This window comes from Paenibacillus alba (assembly GCF_013204855.1).
GTDB lineage: Bacteria > Bacillota > Bacilli > Paenibacillales > NBRC-103111 > Paenibacillus_E > Paenibacillus_E alba.
In genome coordinates, this window is record NZ_JABMKZ010000016.1 from 76,235 (window position 1) to 100,026 (window position 23,792).

Annotated in this window: 31 protein-coding genes; 29 read left to right on the plus strand and 2 right to left on the minus strand. The window is 43.2% G+C overall.

What is annotated here, in order from left to right:
• Positions 1 to 150: 150 nt before the first annotated feature.
• The 27 genes from HQN90_RS20115 (at position 151) to HQN90_RS20245 (ending at position 19,227) form a co-directional block, all read left to right on the plus strand.
• Entirely contained in the window at positions 151 to 747 is a 597-nt protein-coding gene (locus HQN90_RS20115; RefSeq protein ID WP_173221926.1) for a P27 family phage terminase small subunit, read from the plus strand.
• The gene (locus tag HQN90_RS20120; RefSeq protein ID WP_338042356.1) at positions 740 to 2,491 is read left to right on the plus strand and encodes a terminase large subunit; all 1,752 of its coding nucleotides are present in this window, start codon (positions 740 to 742) and stop codon (positions 2,489 to 2,491) included. Before HQN90_RS20115 ends, HQN90_RS20120 begins: the two co-directional genes overlap by 8 nt.
• A 13-nt stretch (positions 2,492 to 2,504) precedes the next feature.
• A complete protein-coding gene (locus HQN90_RS20125; protein WP_173221930.1) occupies positions 2,505 to 3,761 on the plus strand; it encodes a phage portal protein in 1,257 nt (418 codons plus the stop codon).
• Positions 3,703 to 4,350, plus strand: coding sequence for an HK97 family phage prohead protease (locus HQN90_RS20130; protein ID WP_173221932.1), 648 nt, complete (start codon positions 3,703 to 3,705; stop codon positions 4,348 to 4,350). Before HQN90_RS20125 ends, HQN90_RS20130 begins: the two co-directional genes overlap by 59 nt.
• 4 nt (positions 4,351 to 4,354) lie before the next feature.
• Positions 4,355 to 5,605 (plus strand): phage major capsid protein, encoded by a 1,251-nt coding sequence (locus HQN90_RS20135; protein ID WP_173221934.1) that lies wholly within the window; start codon positions 4,355 to 4,357, stop codon positions 5,603 to 5,605.
• A 51-nt stretch (positions 5,606 to 5,656) separates the two neighbouring features.
• The gene (locus HQN90_RS20140) at positions 5,657 to 6,037 is read left to right on the plus strand and encodes a hypothetical protein (RefSeq protein WP_173221936.1); all 381 of its coding nucleotides are present in this window, start codon (positions 5,657 to 5,659) and stop codon (positions 6,035 to 6,037) included.
• Positions 6,012 to 6,581: a phage gp6-like head-tail connector protein gene (locus HQN90_RS20145; protein WP_173221938.1), complete on the plus strand. Its 570-nt coding sequence runs from the start codon at positions 6,012 to 6,014 to the stop codon at positions 6,579 to 6,581. Before HQN90_RS20140 ends, HQN90_RS20145 begins: the two co-directional genes overlap by 26 nt.
• A complete protein-coding gene (locus HQN90_RS20150) occupies positions 6,581 to 7,054 on the plus strand; it encodes a phage virion morphogenesis protein (protein WP_173221940.1) in 474 nt (157 codons plus the stop codon). The genes HQN90_RS20145 and HQN90_RS20150 overlap by 1 nt, the downstream gene beginning before the upstream one ends.
• A gap of 5 nt (positions 7,055 to 7,059) precedes the next feature.
• Complete coding sequence (locus tag HQN90_RS20155) at positions 7,060 to 7,407, plus strand: hypothetical protein (RefSeq protein ID WP_173221942.1); 348 nt, start codon at positions 7,060 to 7,062, stop codon at positions 7,405 to 7,407.
• Entirely contained in the window at positions 7,391 to 7,870 is a 480-nt protein-coding gene (locus HQN90_RS20160) for a phage neck terminator protein (protein WP_173221944.1), read from the plus strand. Before HQN90_RS20155 ends, HQN90_RS20160 begins: the two co-directional genes overlap by 17 nt.
• A gap of 5 nt (positions 7,871 to 7,875) precedes the next feature.
• Complete coding sequence (locus HQN90_RS20165) at positions 7,876 to 8,886, plus strand: DUF3383 family protein (protein WP_173221946.1); 1,011 nt, start codon at positions 7,876 to 7,878, stop codon at positions 8,884 to 8,886.
• A 13-nt stretch (positions 8,887 to 8,899) separates the two neighbouring features.
• Complete coding sequence (locus tag HQN90_RS20170) at positions 8,900 to 9,295, plus strand: phage structural protein (RefSeq protein WP_173221948.1); 396 nt, start codon at positions 8,900 to 8,902, stop codon at positions 9,293 to 9,295.
• 13 nt (positions 9,296 to 9,308) lie between these two features.
• Positions 9,309 to 9,599, plus strand: coding sequence for a hypothetical protein (locus tag HQN90_RS20175; RefSeq protein WP_173221950.1), 291 nt, complete (start codon positions 9,309 to 9,311; stop codon positions 9,597 to 9,599).
• The gene (locus tag HQN90_RS20180) at positions 9,580 to 9,765 is read left to right on the plus strand and encodes a hypothetical protein (protein WP_173221802.1); all 186 of its coding nucleotides are present in this window, start codon (positions 9,580 to 9,582) and stop codon (positions 9,763 to 9,765) included. Before HQN90_RS20175 ends, HQN90_RS20180 begins: the two co-directional genes overlap by 20 nt.
• Before the next feature lie 51 nt (positions 9,766 to 9,816).
• On the plus strand, positions 9,817 to 11,961 hold the full coding sequence (locus tag HQN90_RS20185; RefSeq protein WP_173221952.1) for a phage tail tape measure protein: 2,145 nt from the start codon (positions 9,817 to 9,819) through the stop codon (positions 11,959 to 11,961).
• Positions 11,948 to 12,436 (plus strand): phage baseplate protein, encoded by a 489-nt coding sequence (locus tag HQN90_RS20190; protein WP_173221954.1) that lies wholly within the window; start codon positions 11,948 to 11,950, stop codon positions 12,434 to 12,436. The genes HQN90_RS20185 and HQN90_RS20190 overlap by 14 nt, the downstream gene beginning before the upstream one ends.
• Positions 12,437 to 12,448: 12 nt before the next feature.
• Positions 12,449 to 12,766, plus strand: a complete 318-nt coding sequence (locus tag HQN90_RS20195) for a phage baseplate plug family protein (RefSeq protein ID WP_173221956.1) — start codon at positions 12,449 to 12,451, stop codon at positions 12,764 to 12,766.
• On the plus strand, positions 12,759 to 13,547 hold the full coding sequence (locus HQN90_RS20200) for a phage protein (RefSeq protein ID WP_173221958.1): 789 nt from the start codon (positions 12,759 to 12,761) through the stop codon (positions 13,545 to 13,547). Before HQN90_RS20195 ends, HQN90_RS20200 begins: the two co-directional genes overlap by 8 nt.
• Entirely contained in the window at positions 13,544 to 13,936 is a 393-nt protein-coding gene (locus HQN90_RS20205; RefSeq protein WP_173221960.1) for a Gp138 family membrane-puncturing spike protein, read from the plus strand. The genes HQN90_RS20200 and HQN90_RS20205 overlap by 4 nt, the downstream gene beginning before the upstream one ends.
• Complete coding sequence (locus HQN90_RS20210) at positions 13,918 to 14,265, plus strand: contractile injection system sheath initiator (RefSeq protein WP_173221962.1); 348 nt, start codon at positions 13,918 to 13,920, stop codon at positions 14,263 to 14,265. The genes HQN90_RS20205 and HQN90_RS20210 overlap by 19 nt, the downstream gene beginning before the upstream one ends.
• The gene (locus HQN90_RS20215; protein ID WP_338042357.1) at positions 14,252 to 15,430 is read left to right on the plus strand and encodes a baseplate J/gp47 family protein; all 1,179 of its coding nucleotides are present in this window, start codon (positions 14,252 to 14,254) and stop codon (positions 15,428 to 15,430) included. The genes HQN90_RS20210 and HQN90_RS20215 overlap by 14 nt, the downstream gene beginning before the upstream one ends.
• The gene (locus HQN90_RS20220; protein WP_173221964.1) at positions 15,427 to 16,068 is read left to right on the plus strand and encodes a hypothetical protein; all 642 of its coding nucleotides are present in this window, start codon (positions 15,427 to 15,429) and stop codon (positions 16,066 to 16,068) included. The genes HQN90_RS20215 and HQN90_RS20220 overlap by 4 nt, the downstream gene beginning before the upstream one ends.
• Positions 16,069 to 16,083: 15 nt before the next feature.
• Complete coding sequence (locus tag HQN90_RS20225) at positions 16,084 to 17,487, plus strand: hypothetical protein (protein WP_173221966.1); 1,404 nt, start codon at positions 16,084 to 16,086, stop codon at positions 17,485 to 17,487.
• Entirely contained in the window at positions 17,487 to 17,702 is a 216-nt protein-coding gene (locus HQN90_RS20230; RefSeq protein ID WP_173221036.1) for a hypothetical protein, read from the plus strand. Before HQN90_RS20225 ends, HQN90_RS20230 begins: the two co-directional genes overlap by 1 nt.
• Positions 17,699 to 17,857: a hypothetical protein gene (locus HQN90_RS20235; RefSeq protein ID WP_173221968.1), complete on the plus strand. Its 159-nt coding sequence runs from the start codon at positions 17,699 to 17,701 to the stop codon at positions 17,855 to 17,857. Before HQN90_RS20230 ends, HQN90_RS20235 begins: the two co-directional genes overlap by 4 nt.
• A gap of 66 nt (positions 17,858 to 17,923) precedes the next feature.
• Positions 17,924 to 18,424 carry a phage holin family protein gene (locus HQN90_RS20240; protein ID WP_246362662.1) on the plus strand — a complete coding sequence of 167 codons (501 nt, stop codon included), beginning with the start codon at positions 17,924 to 17,926 and terminating at the stop codon, positions 18,422 to 18,424.
• On the plus strand, positions 18,421 to 19,227 hold the full coding sequence (locus HQN90_RS20245; RefSeq protein ID WP_173221970.1) for a peptidoglycan recognition protein family protein: 807 nt from the start codon (positions 18,421 to 18,423) through the stop codon (positions 19,225 to 19,227). The genes HQN90_RS20240 and HQN90_RS20245 overlap by 4 nt, the downstream gene beginning before the upstream one ends.
• A 54-nt stretch (positions 19,228 to 19,281) precedes the next feature.
• Here the strand turns inward: HQN90_RS20245 and HQN90_RS20250 are convergent, their stop codons facing one another.
• Positions 19,282 to 19,485: a hypothetical protein gene (locus HQN90_RS20250; protein ID WP_173221972.1), complete on the minus strand. Its 204-nt coding sequence runs from the start codon at positions 19,483 to 19,485 to the stop codon at positions 19,282 to 19,284.
• Between the two features lie 506 nt (positions 19,486 to 19,991).
• Between HQN90_RS20250 and HQN90_RS20255 the strand changes: the two genes are divergently transcribed.
• Entirely contained in the window at positions 19,992 to 21,173 is a 1,182-nt protein-coding gene (locus HQN90_RS20255) for an AAA family ATPase (RefSeq protein WP_246362664.1), read from the plus strand.
• Positions 21,166 to 23,439 (plus strand): S8 family peptidase, encoded by a 2,274-nt coding sequence (locus HQN90_RS20260; protein ID WP_173221974.1) that lies wholly within the window; start codon positions 21,166 to 21,168, stop codon positions 23,437 to 23,439. Before HQN90_RS20255 ends, HQN90_RS20260 begins: the two co-directional genes overlap by 8 nt.
• Before the next feature lie 51 nt (positions 23,440 to 23,490).
• Here the strand turns inward: HQN90_RS20260 and HQN90_RS20265 are convergent, their stop codons facing one another.
• On the minus strand, positions 23,491 to 23,772 hold the full coding sequence (locus tag HQN90_RS20265) for a hypothetical protein (protein ID WP_173221976.1): 282 nt from the start codon (positions 23,770 to 23,772) through the stop codon (positions 23,491 to 23,493).
• Positions 23,773 to 23,792 lie beyond the last annotated feature (20 nt).

Below are 23,792 nucleotides of genomic sequence, written 5' to 3' on the forward strand. Positions count from 1 at the left end.
TTATGTCCTCTGTTTTGCAAGTGGTTTAATTTTTCTCCAGAGATAGGGTAGGGGGGGTAAAATTTCCAGAAAATTTTGCAATGTAGACCGCGCGTCCCTTTATTCGCGTAAAAACTCCCCATATGAATTTTTTGATAGGAGGTGGTCAAAATGACTCGCCGAGGACAACCGATTGATTTAGTCGTCGCTAATGGTAGAAAGCATCTAACAAAAGAAGAAATACAAAGTAGAAAAGCTGCAGAAATAAAACTTGGTAAGAAAGATTTAGATAAGATCAAGCCCCCGGCGTTTGTGAAAAATGATGCCATTGCTTATGGTTGTTGGAAACAGAACATGAAAGAGTATAAAGATGCTGCAGAGCAAGGTATTGAATTAATTACTACCTCTGACGTAACAATCTTGTCCCTCTACTGTCAGACCTATGCGGAATATGAAAGACTGCTTCGATCCTATCAACGAATTGACAGCATAGCGGCAGATATGGGGCCTCTGGAGAATTTTATAGATGAGGACGAAAATGAATCTAGGCAAAAGGCATGGATGTATCTCACCAACCTGATTTCCATTGAAGGACATTTGCGTATTGAGACGGCTATCAATAAAAAAATGGATATGCTGTTAAAAATGCAAGACCGATTGTTCCTCAATCCTTTGGCTAGAGTGAAAAACGTTCTCAAGCAGCCTAAGAAGGATGATAAGAAGGCACCAAGCAAATTTGCTCAGTTTGGAGCAGGTCGCGGTGGCTAATTACCCATTAAATGTTTTGGCTAGAGATGATCGAGCGACAAGATATGCACTCGATGTAGTTTCCGGGAATGTATCTCGCCGGGTAGGTAAATCAGAAATTCAAGCATGCCAACGTCACCTGAACGATTTAGATCGGCAGGGAACTGATAGTTTCCCTTATGTTTGGAATCCTGACCGTGCACATGAATTGATCGATTTCGCAGAAACACTAACTCTAGCAGAAGGTGAGGAACCAAAACCGCTCGAGCTTTGGGGATTTCAGGATTTCATTTTTGGTAGTTGGCATGGTTGGCGTACACTTGAAGGATATCGACGCTTTCGAACTTCTTACATCCAGGTGGCTAGACAGAACGGAAAGTCACTCGGTAATGCAGTACCAGCCATTTATTATGGGAATTTTGATGGATATCAGTACCCGCAAATCTACTGTGCAGCTACGAAGGAATTACAGGCTAAAATCGTACTGAAGGAATGCATTAAGTTTATTGATGCAGATACTGAACTTTGTGGTAGCGAGTATGAAACGGGCCTGTTCGATGTTAAGGAATACAAAGGCGAGATACTCTGTGAAATAACCAAAGGAATAATTAAAGCTCTAGGGCGGGACACAAAATCAATTGATGGTTTTCGGCCTTACTTTGCTAGCGTAGATGAGTACCATTTGCACAAGGACAACCAGATGTACAAGTTGTTGGTAGACGGTACGAAGAAGCTCAAGCAATTCCTAATTTCGGTTATTACGACAGCAGGATTTGAATTAAACAGTCCCTGTTATGAACTCTATAATTATTGCAAGCAAATCCTTGCAGGGGTCTTTGTAGATGAAACACAGTTTGTTTTTATCTGTGAACTGGATAAAGACGACGATATATGGGATGAAGAGAACTGGCCGAAGGCTAATCCACTTTGGACGCCAGAAACCCTGGTAAGCCTTCGAGCTGATGCGATAAAAGCGAAGGAAATGCAGGGCAGCGAACTCCGGAATTTCATGACGAAATCCCTAAATATTTGGGTGCAGTTTGCAGACAACCAATACATGAACATGGAACACTGGAAAAACTGCGAAAGTGAATTGACACTTGAAGACATGCGGGGTAAGGAGTGTTACTTGGGCCTTGATTTATCAAGTGGCGGTGACCTTACGTCCGGCGCTCTCGAATTCCCATTCGATGAAGGAGCCAGCCGAAAGTATTACATTCATTCGCACAGTTTCATTCCTAAAGCACGCGTAGCCGAACATATTAAAAGTGACAACGCACCTTATGATATGTGGATTAAGGAGAAGCTTCTCACAGTCACGGAAACGCTAGGCGGTGTGAAGACAGATTATAAGTATATTCTTGCTTATTATAAGGGCCTCATTAAAACCTATAATCTCAAACTTAAAGGCATCGGTTATGACCCTCATAACGCGGATGCCTTTTTGCATGATCTCGATGAAGTATTTGGTGTGGATTGTGTCGAGATTGTTCAAAGTGCGCGAAGTTTAAATGATGCTACCGTCGATTTCCGTCTGGAAGTCGAAGCCGGAAATGTCCTCTATAACAAAGGCAGCCGCCTCTTAACTTGGTCGATGGTCAATGCAAAAACCGATTCAAATAGTTTCGGTGAAATCAAAATCGAAAAGCATGCACAAACCAAACGTATTGACCCCGTCGATGCCGTGATCGATGCCCATAAGCTGGCCTTAGGTAGCAAGAAAACAAAATCTGTATATGAGGCCAGAGGGATAGTCTTTCTTTAAAGGAGGTTCATACATGCGTTTTAATTTTAGGTTCTGGGAAAAACGGCAAGCCGCCGTTACGTATAACGGCAACAGTTCAACATTTGCGGACATTACGCAAACCACTGGTACTGGTATCACGGAAAGAACCGCTGTACAACAGACAGCCGTTTCAGCAGCCATCCGAGCCATCGCTGAACCAATTTCTTCACTTCCTCTTGTGCTTTACAAGCGTGTGAAAGACGGAAGAGGCCGCGCTGAAGAGCATCCCCTCTATTCACTTCTCCACGATACGCCTAACGAGCTCATGTCGGCTATGGAGTTTCGAGAATGGATCACCGTTGATGCGATTACAAGAGGGATGGGATTTGCGGAAATCGAGTGGGATGCCGCTGGTCAATTGAAAGCACTTTGGCCGCTACGTGCTGAGAACACGACGGAATATTACGATGAACAGAAACGAACTATCGAGTATGTAACGTTCATTAACGGCGTAGGATATAAGCTTCCTGCCTATCGTGTTTTCGTCATTAAAGGGCCGCTTGGTGGTAAATCCTTGATCCGTCTTCATGCTGAGGCGCTCGGTTTAGCTAAAGCGACCGAAAGTTATGGAAACAAGTTTTTTACAAACGGCGCTCGGCCTAGTGGTGTTCTCGAACATCCAGGCTCTCTAACCGATGAGAGCGCCACACGCTTAAAAGCATCTTGGCATGCCGCACATGGCGGCCTTGAAAACGCACATCGCGTTGCCATCTTAGAGGAAGGCATGAAGTATCATCAGATTTCATTCCCACCTGAAGATGCTCAGTTTTTGGAAACGAGAAAATTTCAATTAGGTGAAATTGCTCGAATCTTCCGTGTGCCGCCGCATAAGATCGCGGACTTGGACAAGGCCACATTTAGCAACATCGAGCATCAGAGCATGGAATTTCTAACAGATAGCTTGCAGCCGTGGATGATCCGCTGGGAGCAAGCCATCACCATGCGGCTTTTGGTTGGTAAAGAGAGACAAAAGTATTATGCAGAGCATTTGGTAGAAGCGCTACTTCGAAGCGATACCAAAGCTCGCTATGAGTCCTACCAAATTGCAAGGCAAAATGGCTGGATGAGTCCCAACGATATACTGAGAAAAGAAAATCAAAATCCAATTCCCGTCGAACAGGGCGGCGATACGTACATGGTGAACACAGCCATGCAGCCTGTTTCCGTATTACTGAAGGGAGGTGAAGAAAATGTCAAGAACGGAACGCCGAACCCTAACGGCCCCGATGGAAATCCGAACAGCGAGTGACGGAACAGAGTATATCGAAGCATATGCCCTCAAATTTAATCGCGAAAGTGATAATTTAGGCTGGCTGACACCTGTTTTCGAAAAAATTGATAGCAAGGCTCTCGATGATGCCGATATGGGGAATGTGGTTGCTCTTTTTAACCACGACAGCAATCTTGTTTTGGGACGAAACACCGTTTCCAGCGGAAAAGGTTCCGTTACACTCGAAACCGATGGTATTGGCCTTAAATGGCGATGCACACCCACAGATACTACATATAGTCGCGATTTAATGGAAAATATGCGTAGTGGCGTGATTAATCAATGTAGCTTTGCCTTTTCGTTGGCAGAGGGTGAAGATTCCGAAGAGTGGTCTTACAACAAGGACCGGGGAGCATACGAGCGCACAATCAAACGGATTGGAACACTCTATGATGTATCCGTTGTGACTACCCCGGCTTACCCTGATACAGAAGCTGTATTATCACAGAGAAGCAAAGACAAATTAAAAACGTTAGACGAAGAGCGCAATTCGGCAGAATCCACTCAGGATAAGCCGGAACAGCGCTTTTTTGATTATCTAAAAATCCTACAATCCATGGAGGTTTAAAAAAATGGCACATATGCACACAGTTATTGAATTACGAAGAGATAGAGCAAACCTGGTCACAAAGCTGCAAGAAATTCTCGACCGCGGTACGAATGAAAAACGTGGATTAACACCAGAAGAAAATGCTCAGGCTGACAAAATTATTGCTGATGAGGTCGAACTGCGCGGTAAAATTGAACGCTTTGAAAAGCTTGAGGATATGCAGCGTTCATTGGATGGTCACGAAAATAGACATGCCGCTGCTGCTGAAGAAAACAAGCTAAACCCCGAATACCGTAAAGCATTTCAACGCTTCTTACAGGTGGGTATGCATGAGATGACGCAAGAAGAGCGTCAAGCATTACAAGCAGGGTATCGACCTCTTGAACAGGAGGAGCGTGCTTTGGCTGCAGGGACTGCTACAGCTGGAGGAAATACGGTGCCAACTGATTTTTATGATAGCTTGATCACAGCTATGAAATATTTCAGTAGCTTCTACGAAGACGCGAATGTCATTGATACGACATCAGGAAATACACTCCTCATCCCTACAGGAAATGATACAGGCAACGTAGGCCGGATCATTGGTGAAAATGTCGCAGCAAATACCAATATTGATCCATCTTTTGGACAAAAATCCGTAGGCTCCTTTATTTACACATCGGATGTGGTTTTGGTTCCTGTTGGTTTACTCCAAGATAGCGCTTTTGACCTTGAAACATGGTTGCGCGATAAGCTTGCGGAGCGAATTGCACGCGCAGCAAATGCCCATTTCACTACGGGGACTGGTACAGGTCAACCGGAAGGTATTGTCGGTCAGGCAGCTCTCGGTAAAACGGGCATCGTGGGCCAAACTTCGACCGTCGTTTATGATGATTTGGTTGATTTGATTCATTCTGTAGACATCGCTTATCGGGCAAGATCAAAGTTTCAGTTCCACGACAATACCTTGAAGGCGCTCAAAAAATTAAAAGATTCACAAGGACGCCCGCTATGGCTGCCAGGCATCGCCTATAAAGAACCTGATTTAATAAACGGATACGGGTATTCCATCAATAACGATATGGCTCAAATGGCGGCAGCTGCAAAGTCCATTCTATTTGGTGATTTTAAAACGTACATGGTTCGACGTGTGCGTAACCCGATCATGGTTCGCTTTGGTGAAAAGTATATGGACGCCTTCCAAGTTGGCTTTGTCCTATTCTTTCGTCAAGATGGTCGCTTTATTAGTGCGGGTGTGAATCCAGTTTCGTACTATGCCAATAGTGCAACCTAATTTTTCCTAGAGGGCTTCAAGCCCTCTCTACTTTTCTCGGAGGTGTTTTGTTTGAAACTTATAATCATGCTCGTTTCCATGGCTTCTGCCACTGATAGTTATCAACCTGATGATCTTGTAAAAGTATCTGACGAAGTCGCGGAGGCTTGGATCGAGGCTGGATATGCCAAATTGTACGAAGAAGTTCCCGTTAAAGTCGCTAATTTAGAAATGAATAACAAACAGGCCGAACCTATTGAAGGATTAGAACAAGTGTCTAAAGGTGTGTACCGCCTTCCAAATGGTGAAGTAATTCATGGAAAAAAGAAAGCGGAAGAAGCACTCCAAGAGTATTTGGATCAATTGCAGCAGCCGCACGATATTACAGATGGAACCGATTTAGGGAACACGAAAGAAGGCGGCACGCATGCTGACGACCCTAGCCAGAGCTAAATCATTTATAGCAGATCAAGAGGATGTGCTTCCGCTAGCGCTTGCTCTTGAAATGGCCTCTAGTATTATCGAAACCCACTGTAAGCGATTATTTACGAAAAGGTCCTATACAGAAAAGATCAGCACCATACAGGAGCCCTATCAGGCGCCAAGTCAACTGTATACAAAGCTCGTTCTTCGTCAGTATCCGATTCTATCTATAGATACATTCACCGTTTCAGGGGAGAACACAACGGATTATGAGCTCCTACCTGATGAGGGCATTTTATTCCGGAAAAACGGATGGCCTAGAGGTGAATTCATCATTGAGACAATGTATACAGCGGGGTTTATTACGCCGGACATCGCAACGGAAGCAGAACCTACAAACTTACCAAGATCACTTGAGATGGCTTGCATTTTGCTTGCACAAACTTTAATGAGGGCGCCAAGTGTTACCTCTGAACGTGTCGGCGACATAGCCCTGACATATCAAAGCGATGGAGACAGTCTCCCGCCCGCCGTGAAGGCGCTTATAGGTCCGTATGTAAGTAGGAGGGTGTAATGCCGCCTAGAAGATCGAGAGGCCGCCGTGCGAACGTTGAAGTCACAGAGAGTACCCTTTTACCTGCTATCATTGCTAAACTTCGTAAGCTAGCTAAACAAGAGGTTCATATCGGTGCACAGGGGGATGAAGAACTGGCGATGATCGCAGGCGTGCTCGAGCATGGGTCACAGAAGATGAAAATTCCTGCCCGGTCGTTTATCGGAACAGGGAAAAAGAAGTCGACTACTCCCATATCCAAACTTGTCCGCCAAGGGGTTAATGACATTGCCTATGATCGAATTAGTGTTAATGCATTTCTTAAAGAGATAGGGGAATTGGGCAAAGAACGAACCCTAAAAAACTTTGACAAGATTCGTAAGCCACCACTGAGTCCCATATACGCGAAGCGAAAAGGATCGAAAAAGATCATGGTCTTGGAAAAGGCCCTTCGAGATTCGATAACCTTCATCGTAGTGAATAAAGGAGGTTAAGATACATGTTTCGTTTTGCTTCTACGGTTCGTCGCTATTCTGTCAGTTATACACTGATTCGTGCTAACGACGGTAATTATGATGATGACGGTGTTTACCACAAAGGAGCGCCTGAAAGCATTCCGTTGCGTGGAAGTATACAGCCCGTAGGCGCTCGTCTTTTGCAATTGGAAGGTGGGCGGTACACCGAAGATGATCGGGCCTTATATACCACATATGCCCATGAAAATGGCGAAATCATTCTCTATAAAGGCCACCAATACACGGTAAATGATGGCGATGACCGGGCCGATTACTGTGATACCTATAAATTTATGTTGAAAAGAGTGAGTACGCATGATCCCATTCCGTAACATTCGTTCTGCTGTCGTTAAATCTTCGTCCGCTGATATAGGTATCAAGCTAATTGAAATGAACAACTCAGGGAAAGCGCCGCCATATCCGTATATCACCTATGATTTTACTGAGATGCCGGATGCTGCAGCCGGGTTTGCTGCTGTCACGTTTGATGGCAGCCATAAAACACATACGGAAACCGTGGAATTCTCCATCTCGTTTCAATCCTATGCCAATTCAAAGGACGAGAGCATCGAAAATGCGATGAGATTGCGGGATTGGTTTCTGACAACTGGACATCAGTTGTTAAAGGATACGGTTAATGTGATCGTTGTCAGCGCTGGCCCCGTTCAAAATCGAGATGTTCGAATTGGTGATGAATGGGAACGGCGAAATGGTTTCGACGTAGATTTTCGAACAGTTAATTTTGTAATCACAAATGAAATGCCGATTGAAACGGCAGAAATCAAAAGGGGTTGATTCTATTGGCTACAAACAATGACGTAACGGTCATTATTGATATTCAAAAACCTACACCAAGGTTAGGCTTCGGAAAACCTTTAATTCTCGGTGCTAGCACAGCCGGAAAACCATATAAGAACTATGCGGATATTGATGCGGTGAAGTCGGATTATGCGGCAAGCACCGAGGAATACAAAGCAGCATTGGCAATATTTTCGCAGGGAGATAACGCGCCTGCTGAAATTGCTATCTATTCTCGAAAAACAGGCGCGACGCCTGAGGTGCTTAGCGATGCCTTAGCGGCTCTAATGCTATTGGACTGGTATTTCCTCATTTCAACTAGTGCGGCCTCTGCTGACGTGCTTGTGATCGGTGATGCGGTGGAATTAAATGGGACACGTCAATTCTTCTCTCGCTCGGATAGCAAAACGGATCTTGCTATCTATAAGGCTAAAAAATGGACAAGAACGACAGTTGGTTACCACCCGACCATTACGAATTATCCAGAAGCGGCATGGATAGGTGAAACTGGGTCCGCGCCAGTGGGATCAGTTACGTGGAAGTTTAAGACACTGACAGGGATTTCCCCCGTAAACTTGAACGCAACGGAGCTAAATGAGATTCATGGTCTAGCTGCCAACACATACGTTACGAAAGCTGGCGATGATGTAACCAGCGAAGGGAAAGTTGTCAGCGGAGAATACATTGATATCATTCATGCGAAGGATTATGTCATTTCCACCATCCAATTTGCTGTTCAAAAGCTACTGAACAAATCACCAAAGATTAGTTACGACTATAACGGTATTGCCCAGCTTGAAAGTGTTGTAAAAACAGAGCTGCAGCGTGCCTTTAATCAAGGGATTATCGCAGCGGATGCCGATGGAATTGGCCTATATAGCACTAATTTTAAAAGTCGATCAGATGTCGATGCAGCGGACCGAGCAGCGCGGACCTACAACGATGGATCGTTTATCTTCGAATTAGCCGGGGCGATTCATCAAACAACCATTCGCGGCACTATTAAATTGTAAGGAGGGGTAGACATTGAGTACAAAAACCTATGATCCCAAAAGCGTGTCCGTCATCATTGACGGTATTTATCTAACCGGGTTCTCCGAGGACATGGTTGAAATAGAGAAGGATGAAGATAGTTTCGAGGTGAAAGTTGGCGCTCAGGGTGATACAACCCGAGCCAAAATCAACAATAATTTAGGAACAATTAAAATAACCTTGCAGCAAACAAGCCCTCAAATTTCCTACTTGGATGGGCTCGCGAACAGTGGAAAAATGTTTCCTATAACGGTAATCAGCGCGGGAACGACTCGGGAAACATCCTCCGCGACAGAAGCCTTCATCGGTAAGCCTGCCGCACGTAAGTACGGCAACGCTGCCGAAGATCGGGAATATGAAGTTAAATGTATGGACCTTAAAATGGAATAGGAGACGATAAGTAATGAGCAACTTTAAACAAAAGCAGTACACTTCCAAGAAACTAGGTAACGTGTATACATTTCAATTCCCTGGTATCCGCGCTGTTACAAAAATTAAAGACCGCGTCAAAAATAAATATGGCATTTTGCAGGACGAAAAAGTGGCTGATGAGGTTCTTGCTCATGTCATCGTGGAACCTAAGATGAAGATTGAAGATTTCAATGACATTGGAGAATTCAACGAGGTCATTGCTGCTGCTGTCAACTTTATGTATGGCATCGAAGAAGAAGCCGATGACGATCAACCAGAGTGAAGCTAAGAGGCGTGCAATCGAGAACTGGCGTATGTGGCGGCTGCTTTTGTCGGATATGAACATTACGTACAAGGATCTTGATAGCATGGATGATGACGATATCATGGAAGCTAATGCTGCTCTGGACATCCATATCGAACAACAAAAAAATAAATCGAAGAAATAGCACTCTCACGCAGGGTGCTTTTTTTATTGCTAGGAAGGTGGGTGTCATGTAGTGGGTGTTATTAGCAATCTCATGTTTGCCGTAGGATTCAAAATAGGTGATCGCGCTTTACGTGACGCTGATAGTCAAGTTGATTCATTAAAGAAAAGCGTATTCGGACTTGGTGCAGCTGCGGTTGCTGCATTTGCTGGTTTTGCCACTGCATCCATTCACGCAGCGTCAGAGTTTGAGAGAGCGATGTCAAAAGTTCAGATGTCAACGGGCTCCACTCAGGAGCAAATGAAAGGGACAAAAGAAATTGCCAAGGATCTTTATGCCAACAATTTCGGCGAGAATTGGCAGGACTTAGGATCTACTATCGCCACTGTCCAGCAGTTCACCAAGCAAACAGGCGAGGAATTAAAACAAACGACAAAAGAGGCCTTATTGTTACGCGATGGATTCGGGTATGAGGTTACCGAGGCAACGAAAACAGCGGACACGATGATGAAGAATTTTGGCATAAGTGCCTCAGACTCTTTTTCACTTTTTACTCAGGGAGCTCAGCAGGGACTTGATAAATCGGGGGAGCTGCTCGATTCGGCGAATGAGTATTCACCGCAATTTAAATCACTAGGGTTCACGGCCAATGAAATGTTTGATACCTTCTCGTCTGGACTCGAAGCCGGAGCATTTAACCTGGATAAAATCGGGGATGCCGTCAAAGAATTTAACATTCGTTCAAAGGACGGATCGAAAGCTTCATCCGATGCGTACAAGATGCTGGGACTTGATGCAGAAAAGATGATGCAGACCTTCGCAGCAGGCGGGCCACAAGCGAAACAATCGTTTACCCAAATTATGCAAATGATTGCGGATATTGAAGATCCTGTTGCCAGAAATACCGTAGGCGTGTCGCTCATGGGTTCGCAGTTTGAGGACTTGGAAGCCACGGTGATAGGTTCTTTGGGAGCGACAAAAAGTCAATTCGATATGACGAAGAAGAGTCTGGATGAGGTCAATCAAATTAGATTCGATTCACCGGGACAAGCCTTTGAAATGTTCGGCCGTCAACTGGAAGTCGGAATCTTAATACCCTTTGGCGAGAAGCTGCTTCCATATTTCACTCAGTTTGGGCAATGGATGTCCACTCATAAACCTGAGATTGAAGCAGTAGGTGCAGCGCTGGGGAACACACTTGGAGGAGCTATTGATATAGTAGCATCGAGTGTCTCATTCTTAATTGACAAATTCGACTATATTGGACCTGCTCTCGCCGGATTCGCTGCCGTAATCGGGTATGCCCTTATTCCGTCGTTCATTGCTTGGGGAATATCCATGTGGGGCGCTGCTGTTGCTGGATGGGCGGCGGTGGCTCCGTGGCTTCCATTTATCGCAATTGGTGTTGCTGTTGTTGCTGCCATTGTTGGTATCGTGTACGCCTTTAAGCACTGGGGTGAAATAAGTAAATGGCTTGTTGAAAAATGGAACGCCTTTAAAGGCTGGGTTGTAGGTATTTTTCAATCAATTGGTGATTTCTTTTCAACCTATTGGCCGTATGCTTTAGCACTTCTAACAGGACCGATTGCACCGTTCGTCATGCTCATTATTGCGTATTGGGATCAAATTAAATCCTTTACGGTAAACGTGTTTACATCGATTGGCGACTTCTTTACGAACCTGTGGAATGGGATTGTTTCCTTCTATTCAAGCCTCAACTTATTTGATGTTGGCAAAAACGTCATTGAAGGTTTAATTAACGGGATCGGCAGCATGGCTTCTGCTGTATGGGACAAGGTAAAGGGCATTGCCTCCGGTATTGCGGACGGGTTTAAAAAAGTATTAGATATTCATTCGCCTTCTCGCGTCATGATGGAAGTTGGTTATTACACAGGAGCTGGGCTTGCGGAAGGAATCACCGGGACGGAAGGCATGGTCAACGATGCTTCCTCTGACTTAGCGGGAGAAGTGACAGCGCCATATCAAAATTCATCTTCCTTGTCTCCTGCGCGTTCATCCGGATCATCGAGTGCTGCAGCAGCAGGAGGGACACAACGATTAGAAATTGCTTTGAAGGTTGAATTAACAGGTGACTCGAGTACTTCTAGTGCTTCGCCGTTATCACAGGATATCATCAATCAGCTTTCTTTGTTGTTTCAAGATATCGTTGAAAGCTCAGCTCGCCGCATGGGGGTGAACGTCGTTGGCCCTAATTAAAGGCTACTATGTCACGGTTGAAAGCGAAGATCCGCAGTTCGAGGTTGAAATTACCGAGGAACCTGTAGAAAAAGGTGTTAACCTGACAGACCATGTCCAACGCAAAGCTGTTTCAATGTCTATTTCAGGGTTCATACTCGGAGAGAACGCCGATGAAATTCGGCAATCCCTGTTAAATTCCATGGACTCCGGCGAAATTGTGAACTATGACGGAAGAAACTATTTTACTGGTCTGATTCAGAATTTTTCGCCTAAACATGACCGAAGTACAGCAAACGGGTTTTCGTTTTCCATGACTTTAAAAGAGGTTAGGACCGCTGAAAGCTCCTATGTCGAAACGTTGCCAACACCGATCCGTGCTCAGGCTGCTCCAATTATCAGCTCCGGCACCAAACAAACCAAAAGCAAAGACAAAAAGGAAGAAGATAGCGTCCAAAAGGTAACATTTAAGGCGGGCAGTCCTTGGGCCACGTAAAGGAGGACTCCATTGAAATATATAGACATTGAAAAGAATTTGATCCCGTATCGTTTTGACATCTCCATATCCAGTGAAGTGTTTACGTTCGAAGTCCACTATAACGCGGATTACGACTTCTTCACGATTGATTTATCGAAAGGTTCCGAAGTTCTTGCACTTGGAGAAAAGCTGGTCTATGGAACCCCGTTATTCCAAGATATTCGGGACATTCGGTATCCCAAAATGATAATCACGCCGTTCGATGTCTCGGGAAATAGCGAGTCAGTCATTTGGGAAACTCTTAGCGTCAACGTATTTCTATATCTGGGCGGTGAAGTGAATGCCTAATTTTGGCCGTGTAGTGGAAATTCTTATCGGGAATAAACGGTTTTCCAATAGCGATTTGACGATGGAAGGGTCCATTCCCTTTGACAATGATCCACTACCGAACGAAAGTGAAATAAAAATTTGGAATTTATCTTCTGAAACGATCGCACAATTGCAGCGCGGCCAAACTGCCATGGTAAACGCTGGGTACCGTGGCGATATGGGGTTAATACTACATGGATTCGTGTCCAAGGTCGTTACGAAACGAGAAGGCGTTGATCGAATAACGAGCATATACGTACTGGACTCAGATGATATCACCAAACGAAAAGTCGATATTGCTTATAAAAATAATACCCTAGCCAGCTACATTTTAAAGGATATGGCCGGGCAGCTTGGGCTACCTCTCGGACAATTTGAATTAAATCAAGATTATCGGTACGAAGAAGGGTATACAGCCAAGGGCGAGGTTACAAAAATTATCAGTGATGTCGCTGCAGACTGTGGGACATCGGCCTATGTAAACAAGGGGAAGCTATTTATCCGAAACTTGCGAATGGGTGCGGACGATGTTTTTGCTCTTTCCGTGAATACTGGGCTTATTGGCTCGCCCGAGCCATTTGAGGAAGAGGGATTCAAAGGGTTTTCAATCCACACTCAATTACAATATCGGATAACGACTGCTTCCGTTATTGATTTGACCAGTTCTATTTTCGAGGGAAGGGTTCATGTGCGTTCGGGTTCCCATAAATTCAGTAATACAGGAAATTTCACAACGGAAGTTGAGGCGATTCTCCCATGAAGAACGATCCAGCTGGCGCGATAGGAACGCTTATCACGGGTGCTTTCGATATGATGGCACGTTCTCTTTGCGTCTCATTTGTGTGCCGCGTCCTTGCCTATGATTCAAGCTCTGGCATGGCAACCATACAACCCTTGGTACGAGCGACAGAGAACGATTCCGCTCCCATTCAGAACGTTCCAGCGCTTGGTCATCGATTTACCCTAGAGGGTGTGGAACATGAGTACAGACCTGCCCTTCGCGCGGGAGACGCCGTTTTGGTGGTCTGTACCGATCATGAATTGAAGAATACGTTAACTGGTCAAATAACTGGCACTAGCAGCCAGCGGAGTCACGATCATAACGATGCTGTTATTGTGGGGGTGCTGCCGTGCAGTCTCCAAAGTTAAATAATGGCGATTTACTAATTGAAAACAATGATCTGGTACTCCTAGATGGAGCAGAAGAACTGGCCCAGTGTTGTGAGATTGTTCTCGGGACCAACCAAGGCGAATGGTTCTTGAACCCTTTACTTGGTATCGACTTTTCCAAATTGAATGGAAAGAAAATCAGCCCGGAAGAAGCCAAAGAAGAAATACGAAAAGGACTTCGACAAGAGAGCCGGATTAAAACTGTTGATGAAATTAGGGTTGAATTGGACACGAAGTCCCGAGAAAGCCTCATCACATTTAAGGCCACAAGTGCGGAAGGGCAGGTGATAACTGGTGGCACTAGATAGAAACGGCTTCAAACGTAAACGCTTTGCCGATCTTTTCGCAGAAATGGAAGTGAAGGCCAAAGACGTATACGGTCAGAAAATCAATACATCCGAGCGTGCGGTCTTGGGGATATTGCTAAGGATCTTCGCCTGGTTCCTGTCTTTCGTTTGGCAACTAGCGGAAGATGTTTACAATAGCGGATACCCAAATACAGCAAATGGAACGAGCTTGAAAAAGCTTGGCCCTTATGCCGGGATTAAATCTTTGCCGCCGCTGCAGGCGATAGGTTCGATCACGTTATCGGGTGCAGCTGGGTACACGCAAGCAGCTGGCTTCCGTGTCCAGACTTCCGATGAAGTTGTTTTCGAAACAACGGAACCCATTATATTAAGCGGAGGCACCGGAACTGGAGCCATACGAGCTGTCAAAACAGGGAAAACGGGGAACGTCGCTGCAGGGGCGATTAATGAAATCGTGAACCCGAATGCCAACATTACGGCAGCAACAAATGCTGCTGCAACCACGGGTGGGCGGGAAGATGAGACAGATACAGAGTTTCGAGGTCGATTTGCCATATCCAGTGAAGGGCGGGGAAAGGCGACTTTGGGCTCGCTTAGGTCTGCCTTGCTGAAAGTATCTGGTGTCCGAGCGGCTACAGTCATTGAAAATTACACAAGTACAACAGATTCCGCTGGAAGGCCTAGTAAATCATTTGAATGCTATGTTCTTGGTGGATTAGCTAGTGATATTGGTCAAGCTATTATTGACACAAAGGCTACAGGAATCGAACCCCATGGGAGCCAATCAGTGACCGTCAAGGATGACGCCGGATTTAATCACATCATGAAATTTTCATACGCCAGCGAAATTAATGTTCATATCAAATTCACTATTACTCAAGATACTCGCTTTCCGGTGGATGGGATTGCATTGCTTAAAGCCTCTGCAATTAAATACATTGGCGGATTGGATATAGACGGCATGCTGTATATCGGCCTGAATATGGGTGACGATGTTGTACAGTCCCGCCTCGTTTCCGCCGCTTATTCCGTCGAAGGCATTGCGGATATTAAAGTGGAGATTAGCAAGAATGGAACTACCTGGTCAGAGAACAATCTGGCAATCGCGCCGAATGAAGTCGCCCAAACAACCCATACGCTCATAACGGTGGTGGTTACACCGTGATTACCGTTGAATCCATGCTCAAGCGCCTTTCGGATAAATTCACAAAGAATCCTGAGAGCAACATCGGGAAGCTACTTTCCATTTTGGCTGATCAGCTAAGAAATGTTGAACAAACGTTTGAACGAATCAGGGATTGGCGGGACATCGATGTTGCTGAGGGCAGCACGCTTGATAAGATCGGGACGATTGTCAACCAATCACGTGGGGTGGCTACTGATGAGGTGTATCGCATTCTCATTAAGTCCAAGATTGCCCGTAACCTTAGCACAGGGGACATTAATACGATTATTGGTGTTTTGTCTACGGCGCTGGATTGTGAACCATCCGAGATTGAAATCAAGGAACTTTATGCCGATCAAGTCGATCCTGAACCTGCTACGATATCGCTTATCAAGCTGCCCCTTCAAGCGGTCAATGAAGCTGGAATGTCGCCTATCCAATTCGCCCGCATCATTCAACAAACGGTTGCTGCAGGAGTTAAAGTTGGAGCCATAGAGATGACCGGGACATTTCAGTTTGCTTCCGGTCCCATTACCGAAAGCAGTCCAATTGCTGGATTCAGCAATGACTTAAGCACCACAGGCGGTTATTTTGGAGCTGCATTCACACCGGGAGACGATCCTGATTTGCCAGTTTAGAGAGGATGATAAAACATGGATTTTAATGAACAACTTCCCGAGTGGCTGGAAGTCGGTACCGAACCACCTGCGTCCAAGAAAACGACAGGATGGCAACCAGAAGACAAGCCGCCAGCGAGTTACTTCAATTGGCTTTTTAATCGTACTTATAAGTCGATTTTAGAATTAAGAACAAAATTGGCAGGGATATTTAACTCGCCAGAATTTACCGGAATTCCAAAGGCTCCAACAGCGGCAGCAGGTACGAATACGGATCAAATCGCAACAATGAAAGCCCTGAAAGCTGCTGTAGACGCTATACCCGCACCTACCGCGCCGACATGGGCCAACATCACGGGCAAACCGAGTACGTTCCCACCGTCTTCTCATTCTCACAATGCCAATGAAATTGCGTTCATTGGCGGGTCTAGCGTTCAAGCGGAAATAGACGGTTTAAAGTCCTCTGTCAGTAGCGGAAAGAATGCGGTCGCTGCCGCCATTACTGGCAAGAATCAAGCTTCAACCGGCAGTGATACGTTTACACAAATGGCAGCGAAAATAAGTGCAATCAGTACAGATGCAACAGCCACCGCTGGAGACATATATGTCGGGAAGACGGCGTATGCAGGATCGAAAATCACAGGTACACTACAAGGATCTGGAACAGCGGCTGATTCGCAAGTGTTAGCGGGAGTAACGTACTATAATACTGATTTCAAAACAAAACGGACAGGGACAATGACAAATAACGGAACACCCACAATTGTTCCAACAAGTAGCAATATAACTTTGGCAGCCGGCTATTACGGCCCAACAACGACAGTTCAAGGAGTAGTATTTGACGCTAATGCCGTAGTTGAAGGAAATGTTATTGCAGGAAAGGCCGGATCATTACCAAATAGGGGATCACAGAATTTTATGCCCTCGACGGTAAATCAATATGTACCATGGGGTGCGCATAGTGGAGGTGGTGTTGTGTATGGTGATCCAAATCTGAATGCTGCAAATATTGCAGCTGGTACAGCCATCTTCGGGGTTACTGGAAACCTGACAAAGCCCGTCTATGTGTCTTTACCTACTCCCAAATATATACAAAACTTCGACGGCACCTCCGGGCTCGTGAAAGCTGCCCAAATTAACATAACTGGACAGATATCAATCTCCATGAACCTCGGTAACACATTTAACAATGGAGTATATGCAACCCTGTGGCTTTATAAAAATGGTTCACCAATTGGCAATACTGATGGTTATTACACGAATCAACCTTATCCAGGCCTTTCAGTAGGTTTAGCAGTAACAGTAAACTCAGGGGACGTAATTGAGGTCTGGGCCAAAGCCGCGAGTTCCTCAGGAGGAGCTACCGTAGGTAACTTTCTTATCACAAACACATTGACATCTCCTACAAATGCTTCAAATCTCAGAGAGGGTGGTAGATAATGATCCAGAATACATTAATTACCTTCACATTTAGAACTCCGGAAGAACGTAATCAAATTATAGCAGCGAACCAAGATAAGATTCTAGTAGGCGATTATGACCTGCCGGAAAATAAATCCCTAGTATTTAATGATAATGCCCAAGAGAAATATATCAAGAGTTTGGAAGACCAACTACTTCTTCTATCAGACGAATTAAGCGGAGGTATCCTATGACCAATCCTTTAGTGGTTCAGGTAATAGCAGAGCGCATCATGAATGGCGGAATAAACCCAAAAACTGCTGGAGTCTACACTTTAGATGAGATCACCAACGAGCAATACAAGCAAGCTGTAATTGATTACATTGCTACAGTTTCTCCGCAGATATGAGCAAGACCTGTGGGAATCACCGTGGTTAAAATAATTTACGCCAATTTTAGGCAGGAAGAGGGATACATGAATCGTTATTTTCAATCAATCGTGAGTTTAGAATCGATCATAAAGCCAACAAATGTTGGAGCTGGCTTCGTCGGAGCATTTATCGGGCCGTTCATTATGGAGGCATTTGGCAACGGGAAGTTTTGGGCCTTCATTTTATTTTTGGCCATAATTGGAGCTGACTGGATCACAGGTATAGCGGCAGCTAAAAAAGATGACACATATTCTTCGGAGTACGGCATTTCCGGTGCGCTCCGCACGTTGTTAATGCTTTGGATACCTGTTATCGGCTGGTTGTTGGATAAGGTCACATTGACAGTGTTTGGTATTAATCAACCAGGCTATGCCTTTTTCGCAATTACAATCATGCTTGCCTATCACACTTGGGAGAGCATGACGGCCAACGCTTATCGCGCAGGTTGGGAAAAATGGATTCCAAAAAGTGTGACTGCATTTGTCAGTTCTGAGATAAAGGCCAAGATAGACAGGGCAATGAAACAGAAAGGTGAGGAAAAATGAGTAATTTTAAAATGAAATACGAGATTGTACCGCGATATCTATCTGGCCCAAGCAAACGACGCCCTTGCATACCCATGCAGAGCGTCATTTTTATGGTTGCGCATGATACGGGCAATCCAGGATCAACAGCTTCCGGAAATGTCGGATATTACGAAAACAGTCGCAATGACATGGAGGCAAGTGCCCAAATCTTCGTCGATGACAAGCAAATCATTGAGTGTATTCCGTTTTTGACGGACGCGCCTGAGAAAGCTTGGCACGTCATCTATAACGTAACAACTGATAATCAACGCTATGGCGCTGACGCGAACGATGCCGCAGGCGGCGTAGAGCTCTGTTACGGCGGTAATGTCAACCTAACAGAAGCATACAAACGGTATGTATGGGTACTTGCGTACAGCTGCTGGAAATATGCGCTTGACCCAGCGCAAGCAATCACGGGACATCACATCCTTGACCCCAAGAGAAAAACGGACCCAATGAATGCTTTAAAGTTGCTTGGTAAAACGTTTGACAATCTTATTGCTGATGTGGTTTTAGAATATAACGAATGCATGGAGGAAGACGATATGTCAAAAGAAATTGAAGAACTAAAAGGGAAATTTCAAACGCTACTGAACACGGCAGATGTACACATTAAAAAAATTAATGACCTAGAGGCCAAGGCGAGCATGTCGGTGCCTGATTGGGCGAAAGACGCTGTCACCTCCGCTGTATCAAAAGGATTAATTGATACACCTGAAGGACGCAGCTATGACTTCTATAGCCTGCTTGCTGTGTTCCACCGCAAAGGACTCATCTAGTCATAAAAAAAGCGAAAGCCCTCTTTCCCGAATAAACGGGATTGAGGGCTTTTTTTATTTGAACAATTTTTTAATCAAACTGAAGATGTCAAAAGTCGTTCGGTTATATACTTTATTGTATACGGCTTTCTTAGGGCTTCTAAGCCATCCATAGCCGCGCGGCATCTTAACGCCAAGGCGGTGCACAACCTGCCTTTTTAAGCTAGTTCTTGCCGCTATACGCTTTTTTAAACTAGGCGTTCGAAAACCAAATTTCATAGGATCAACCCCACTCATAATATCCTGTAATTATCCAAAGTTTACCATAAAAGTCTAGTCAAAGTATATATCTTAACTTAAAGTCCCTGATTACTTTATCGCTTTAAAGTGATGTATATATGTACAAAATTAAATCTTTTGTGAATAAGTCCCGAAAACTTTTCTGTGTACATTAATCAAAATTACAAATTCTATTTCTCTTCGTTTTCCTCCGTTTTTCTAGCATATCCAATGTTTTTGGAATTATTAGTGGGAGTAGGGGCTACAGTATCTTAAGTTGAGTTGTTAAGCTAAATAGATATCTCTGAATAGAGAAGGTGAAGTCTGCAAAGGGTTATCAAGGCAGATTTCACTTTTTTGATGCTTTGTTCGCATAAACTAATAATATAAATTAAGTGTGACGGATTTGTACGAAATTATAAAGTATAAATTCACAAAAAGTGCGCTATAATATGGTATAATGAAATATGAAGACGGATATTTACGGATTCGGAGGTAAAAAGAAAATGAGAACAGAACATGTGTTGAACTTGGTTAATGCGCATTATTCAAAAGATAATCAAAAGTTTAAAGAGACTATCGAAATAATTGTTCACGAAGAAACACTTAAAGGGAATCAACAATTTGTAAACAAAATTACTGAGGCAATGAAATTGAAACATGATGATGGAAAGAGTAGTAATAATTCTTTCAGTAGTTCAGCTGTCTTTAGTCCCTCATCTGGATTAGTAATGCGAGAGCCTACAACTGTTGTTTCTCCCAAAGATAAGGCTAACAATTTTGACCTGTTTGAATTGTTTTATCCCAATATTAAAGATGACTCCATTGTTCTATCAAATCAGATCCAAGATAAAGTATCTTCTATCCTTAACGAGTATTCACAAAAACAAAGGTTAATTGATTTGGGTTTACCTTTTGAGAACCGATTATTATTATGTGGTCCCCCCGGTTGTGGTAAAACGTCAACGGCATATGTGATAGCGAAACAGTTAGGTCTTCCACTTGCCTATGTTCGACTTGATTCACTAATTTCATCACTACTTGGCCAAACAGGTGCAAATTTACGTAAAATATTTGAATCAGTTAATGGAAAAGAAGTAGTTCTTTTTTTGGATGAATTTGATGCAATTGCAAAGGCAAGAGATGATAAGCATGAGTTAGGGGAATTAAAAAGAGTTGTCAATACATTACTCCAGAATATAGATATGCTATCTAATGATGTTTTTCTCATAGCTGCTACAAATCATCAAAATTTGCTCGATCCAGCTGTTTGGAGAAGATTTAACACTGTTTTATCGCTTGAACTCCCAGATAACAATATGAGAAGTAAATTTATACGAAACAAGCTTCAAGCATTTAAAGAAAATATGCCCATAGATGATATTGACGTTGAAAAAGTTGTTGATTATACATCTGGTCTTAACTTTTCAGAAATTGAAGAACTTTTATTAAAGACATTAAAAAAAGCTGTATTTCATGAGAGTAAAAGCTTAACGACTGAGGATTTTGCCAAATCGATTATCGAAGTTACTCTAATGTATAACAACAATTTTCAAAATATTGATATTTCAAAAATCCGAAAACTTCGTGAGAAAGGACTAACTTTGAAATCAATATCTGAGTTGTTAAATATACCAAGAACTACCTTATCTGATTGGCTAAAAAAGGAGGAAGTTGAAAATGGCTGATAATAAAAGAGGCAGAGATGAAAAAAATAAAAAGAACGACCCAAAGTCACATTTTTGGATTCCAGATACTGAAGTTTTAAATGTTCAAGATAAGCCGAGAGTCATCCCTCAATATTTGGATATTGATCACGTTGCACATGGAGAGATATTGGCTAAAGGGATTGAGATAATTCAACAAAGACATAGAAAGGAAAAATCCCCCATTTCAGATCAATTGGTAATCTTTAAAATCCAATTAGAAGAAGGAGAACAAGCTGATGCGCGCGGTGACCATAAAACTATTTTTGAAGACAATAAATTGAAAATAAATGCAATAACTAAGTCTAACGAAGCAATTGTTTCTACTTCACCACAAAATTTAAAAGCACTAGGTTCAAAGCTCAGAAAGTATATTGATAAAAATGGTCAGGCTCAGAAGTTCTTTCAGTATATTAACTCAATTTCGAACTTAGAGGTTAGTGACAAACAAACTGCTAAATTACTTGAAGAAAAGACAAAGACTACTGAATTAATGGATATCCAAATTACATTAGTACCAAAACTTGAAGAACAATTATATGATAAAATGATGGTTTTTTTGCTTGAGCAAATTAAGGCAAAAAATGGTCGTATTGGTGAGGATGGAATGTATCGTCTTTCAGATAATACACCGGTTCTCCGCGTTATTCTACCTTCTAGTGGAATCGATTCATTAATTGACCAAGAAATTGTTTTAAAGGTAGAACCATCGCCTTTTTTCGACATTAGCTCTCAACCTAAGGAAAGCAAGATGGATGTAAAGGATATTCCCCTTAAGTTTAATGTTGATCCAAAGGAACTTCCTATTGTATGTATTCTTGATGATGGGATTGAATTACCTGAAAATATGAGCGATTGTATTGCCGGTACTTGGAGTGCAGATGACATCATTACTAGCACAAAAGAACATGGGACAAAAGTAGCGAGTAGAGCAATATTTGGAGATACATTGGATCAACAGGTTCTTAATCAAAGTTTGGAGCCGAGAGTTAGAGTTATTAATGCTGTTATTAGTGATGGGGTCAGTACACTTTATGAAGGGACTCTAATTAGACGTATTCAAAAAGCGGTACATGACATTAAAGGTATAACTTCTGTTTTTTGTTTTGCGTTTAATGGGAACCAGATTGACGATTCTAATGTAGGTAATCTGGCATATGAACTGGATTGCCTATCAAGAAAAGGGGTGAATTTTTCACTTCCTACAGGCAACCACCGGCTTTGGACTGTATATTCTACGCTAGACGAGATTACAGATGACTCTTCCTCTCGGTTGGAATCACCAGCAGAGGCGTTCTTTGGTCTATCTGTTGGATCAGTTTCGAGGGAAAACCATATACATAGTTTATCCCAGAAAAATGATTTATCGCCCTTCAGCCGAATTGGATATGGTTTCTGCGGCTCCTATAAGCCTGACCTAGTTTATCCGGGTGGCAACGTGTATAAACTAGAAGATGGAAAAACATATATTGCTGCTAACTCGGCGGCATATGTAATAAATAAAGAGGGATATCTAGTTCAAGAATTTGGGACAAGCTTTTCCGCTCCGATAGCTGCCGCTGATCTTGCATTATTAACAGAAACGGTACCGAATAAGGATCCATTGACTGCTAAAGCTTTATTAATACATCATGCAAAAGTTGGTGATGGAACAATAATTGAAGTTGATGAAGTTAATGAAAAAATGTATGGTCGTGGTTTAGGTAGTTTTGAAGATGCAAAAAACTCTCATCGAAATAGAGCTACTTTTATTCGTAGAGGTAAGATGTCACGCCTAATAAAGCAGCGCATTCAATTTTGGATGCCAAGTGTATTAGCTGGAGAAGCGAAGCGTAAGGCAAGGGTTGCAAAAGTGACAGTAACCTGCTATTGTTTGCCTCCTGTTGATAAGAATATGGGATCAGAGTATCTCCGTGGATATATTGAAACATCATTGCACGCGATTAATTCAAATAATACCTCAGTAACAAAGAACCCGGGTTCAAAAAAAGGAAGAAAATCATGGCATCATTTGCATCATTTTTCTCAAGTATTTAGTGTATTTAATCCAGGTGATTGGCAGATTTGGCTGAAAATATTAACTAAGCCTGAGGTTGTAGAGGATATTGAATATGCTCTTGTAGTCACTATCGAAAACTTAACCGAAACAGATGTAGATGTATACGGCGGGATAGAAGTAGAGGCAGAGAACAGATTCAGTACCCTTACTGAGGTACACGTTGACGCTAGTGTTGAGGATGCTGGTTAATAAAAAGCGATTTCTAATCAGGAGTTCGACCTGATAGAAATCGCTTTTCTATTACTCGTCCTTATCCCTTTTTAAAACAAGTTTAATGCCAGCTTCCCCAGATAGACCAACAACTAACTGTGTTATACCGCCAGTTTTTGCAGCCCCCTTAACGTGTAATTCAATTGTATCGAGTGAAAATTTTGGAAAACCCTCGATTAGCCCTCCGATTTGTTCCATTGTAAGTGGAACAGCTCCTAGCAAGGCCTGGGTCGCACCTGATGAAGGAGTAAAAGCTTGCTCTTGTTGATTTTCAATTAATGGCACCATTATTACAACATTTTCTTTTTCCATACTTATGACCATCCCTTCTA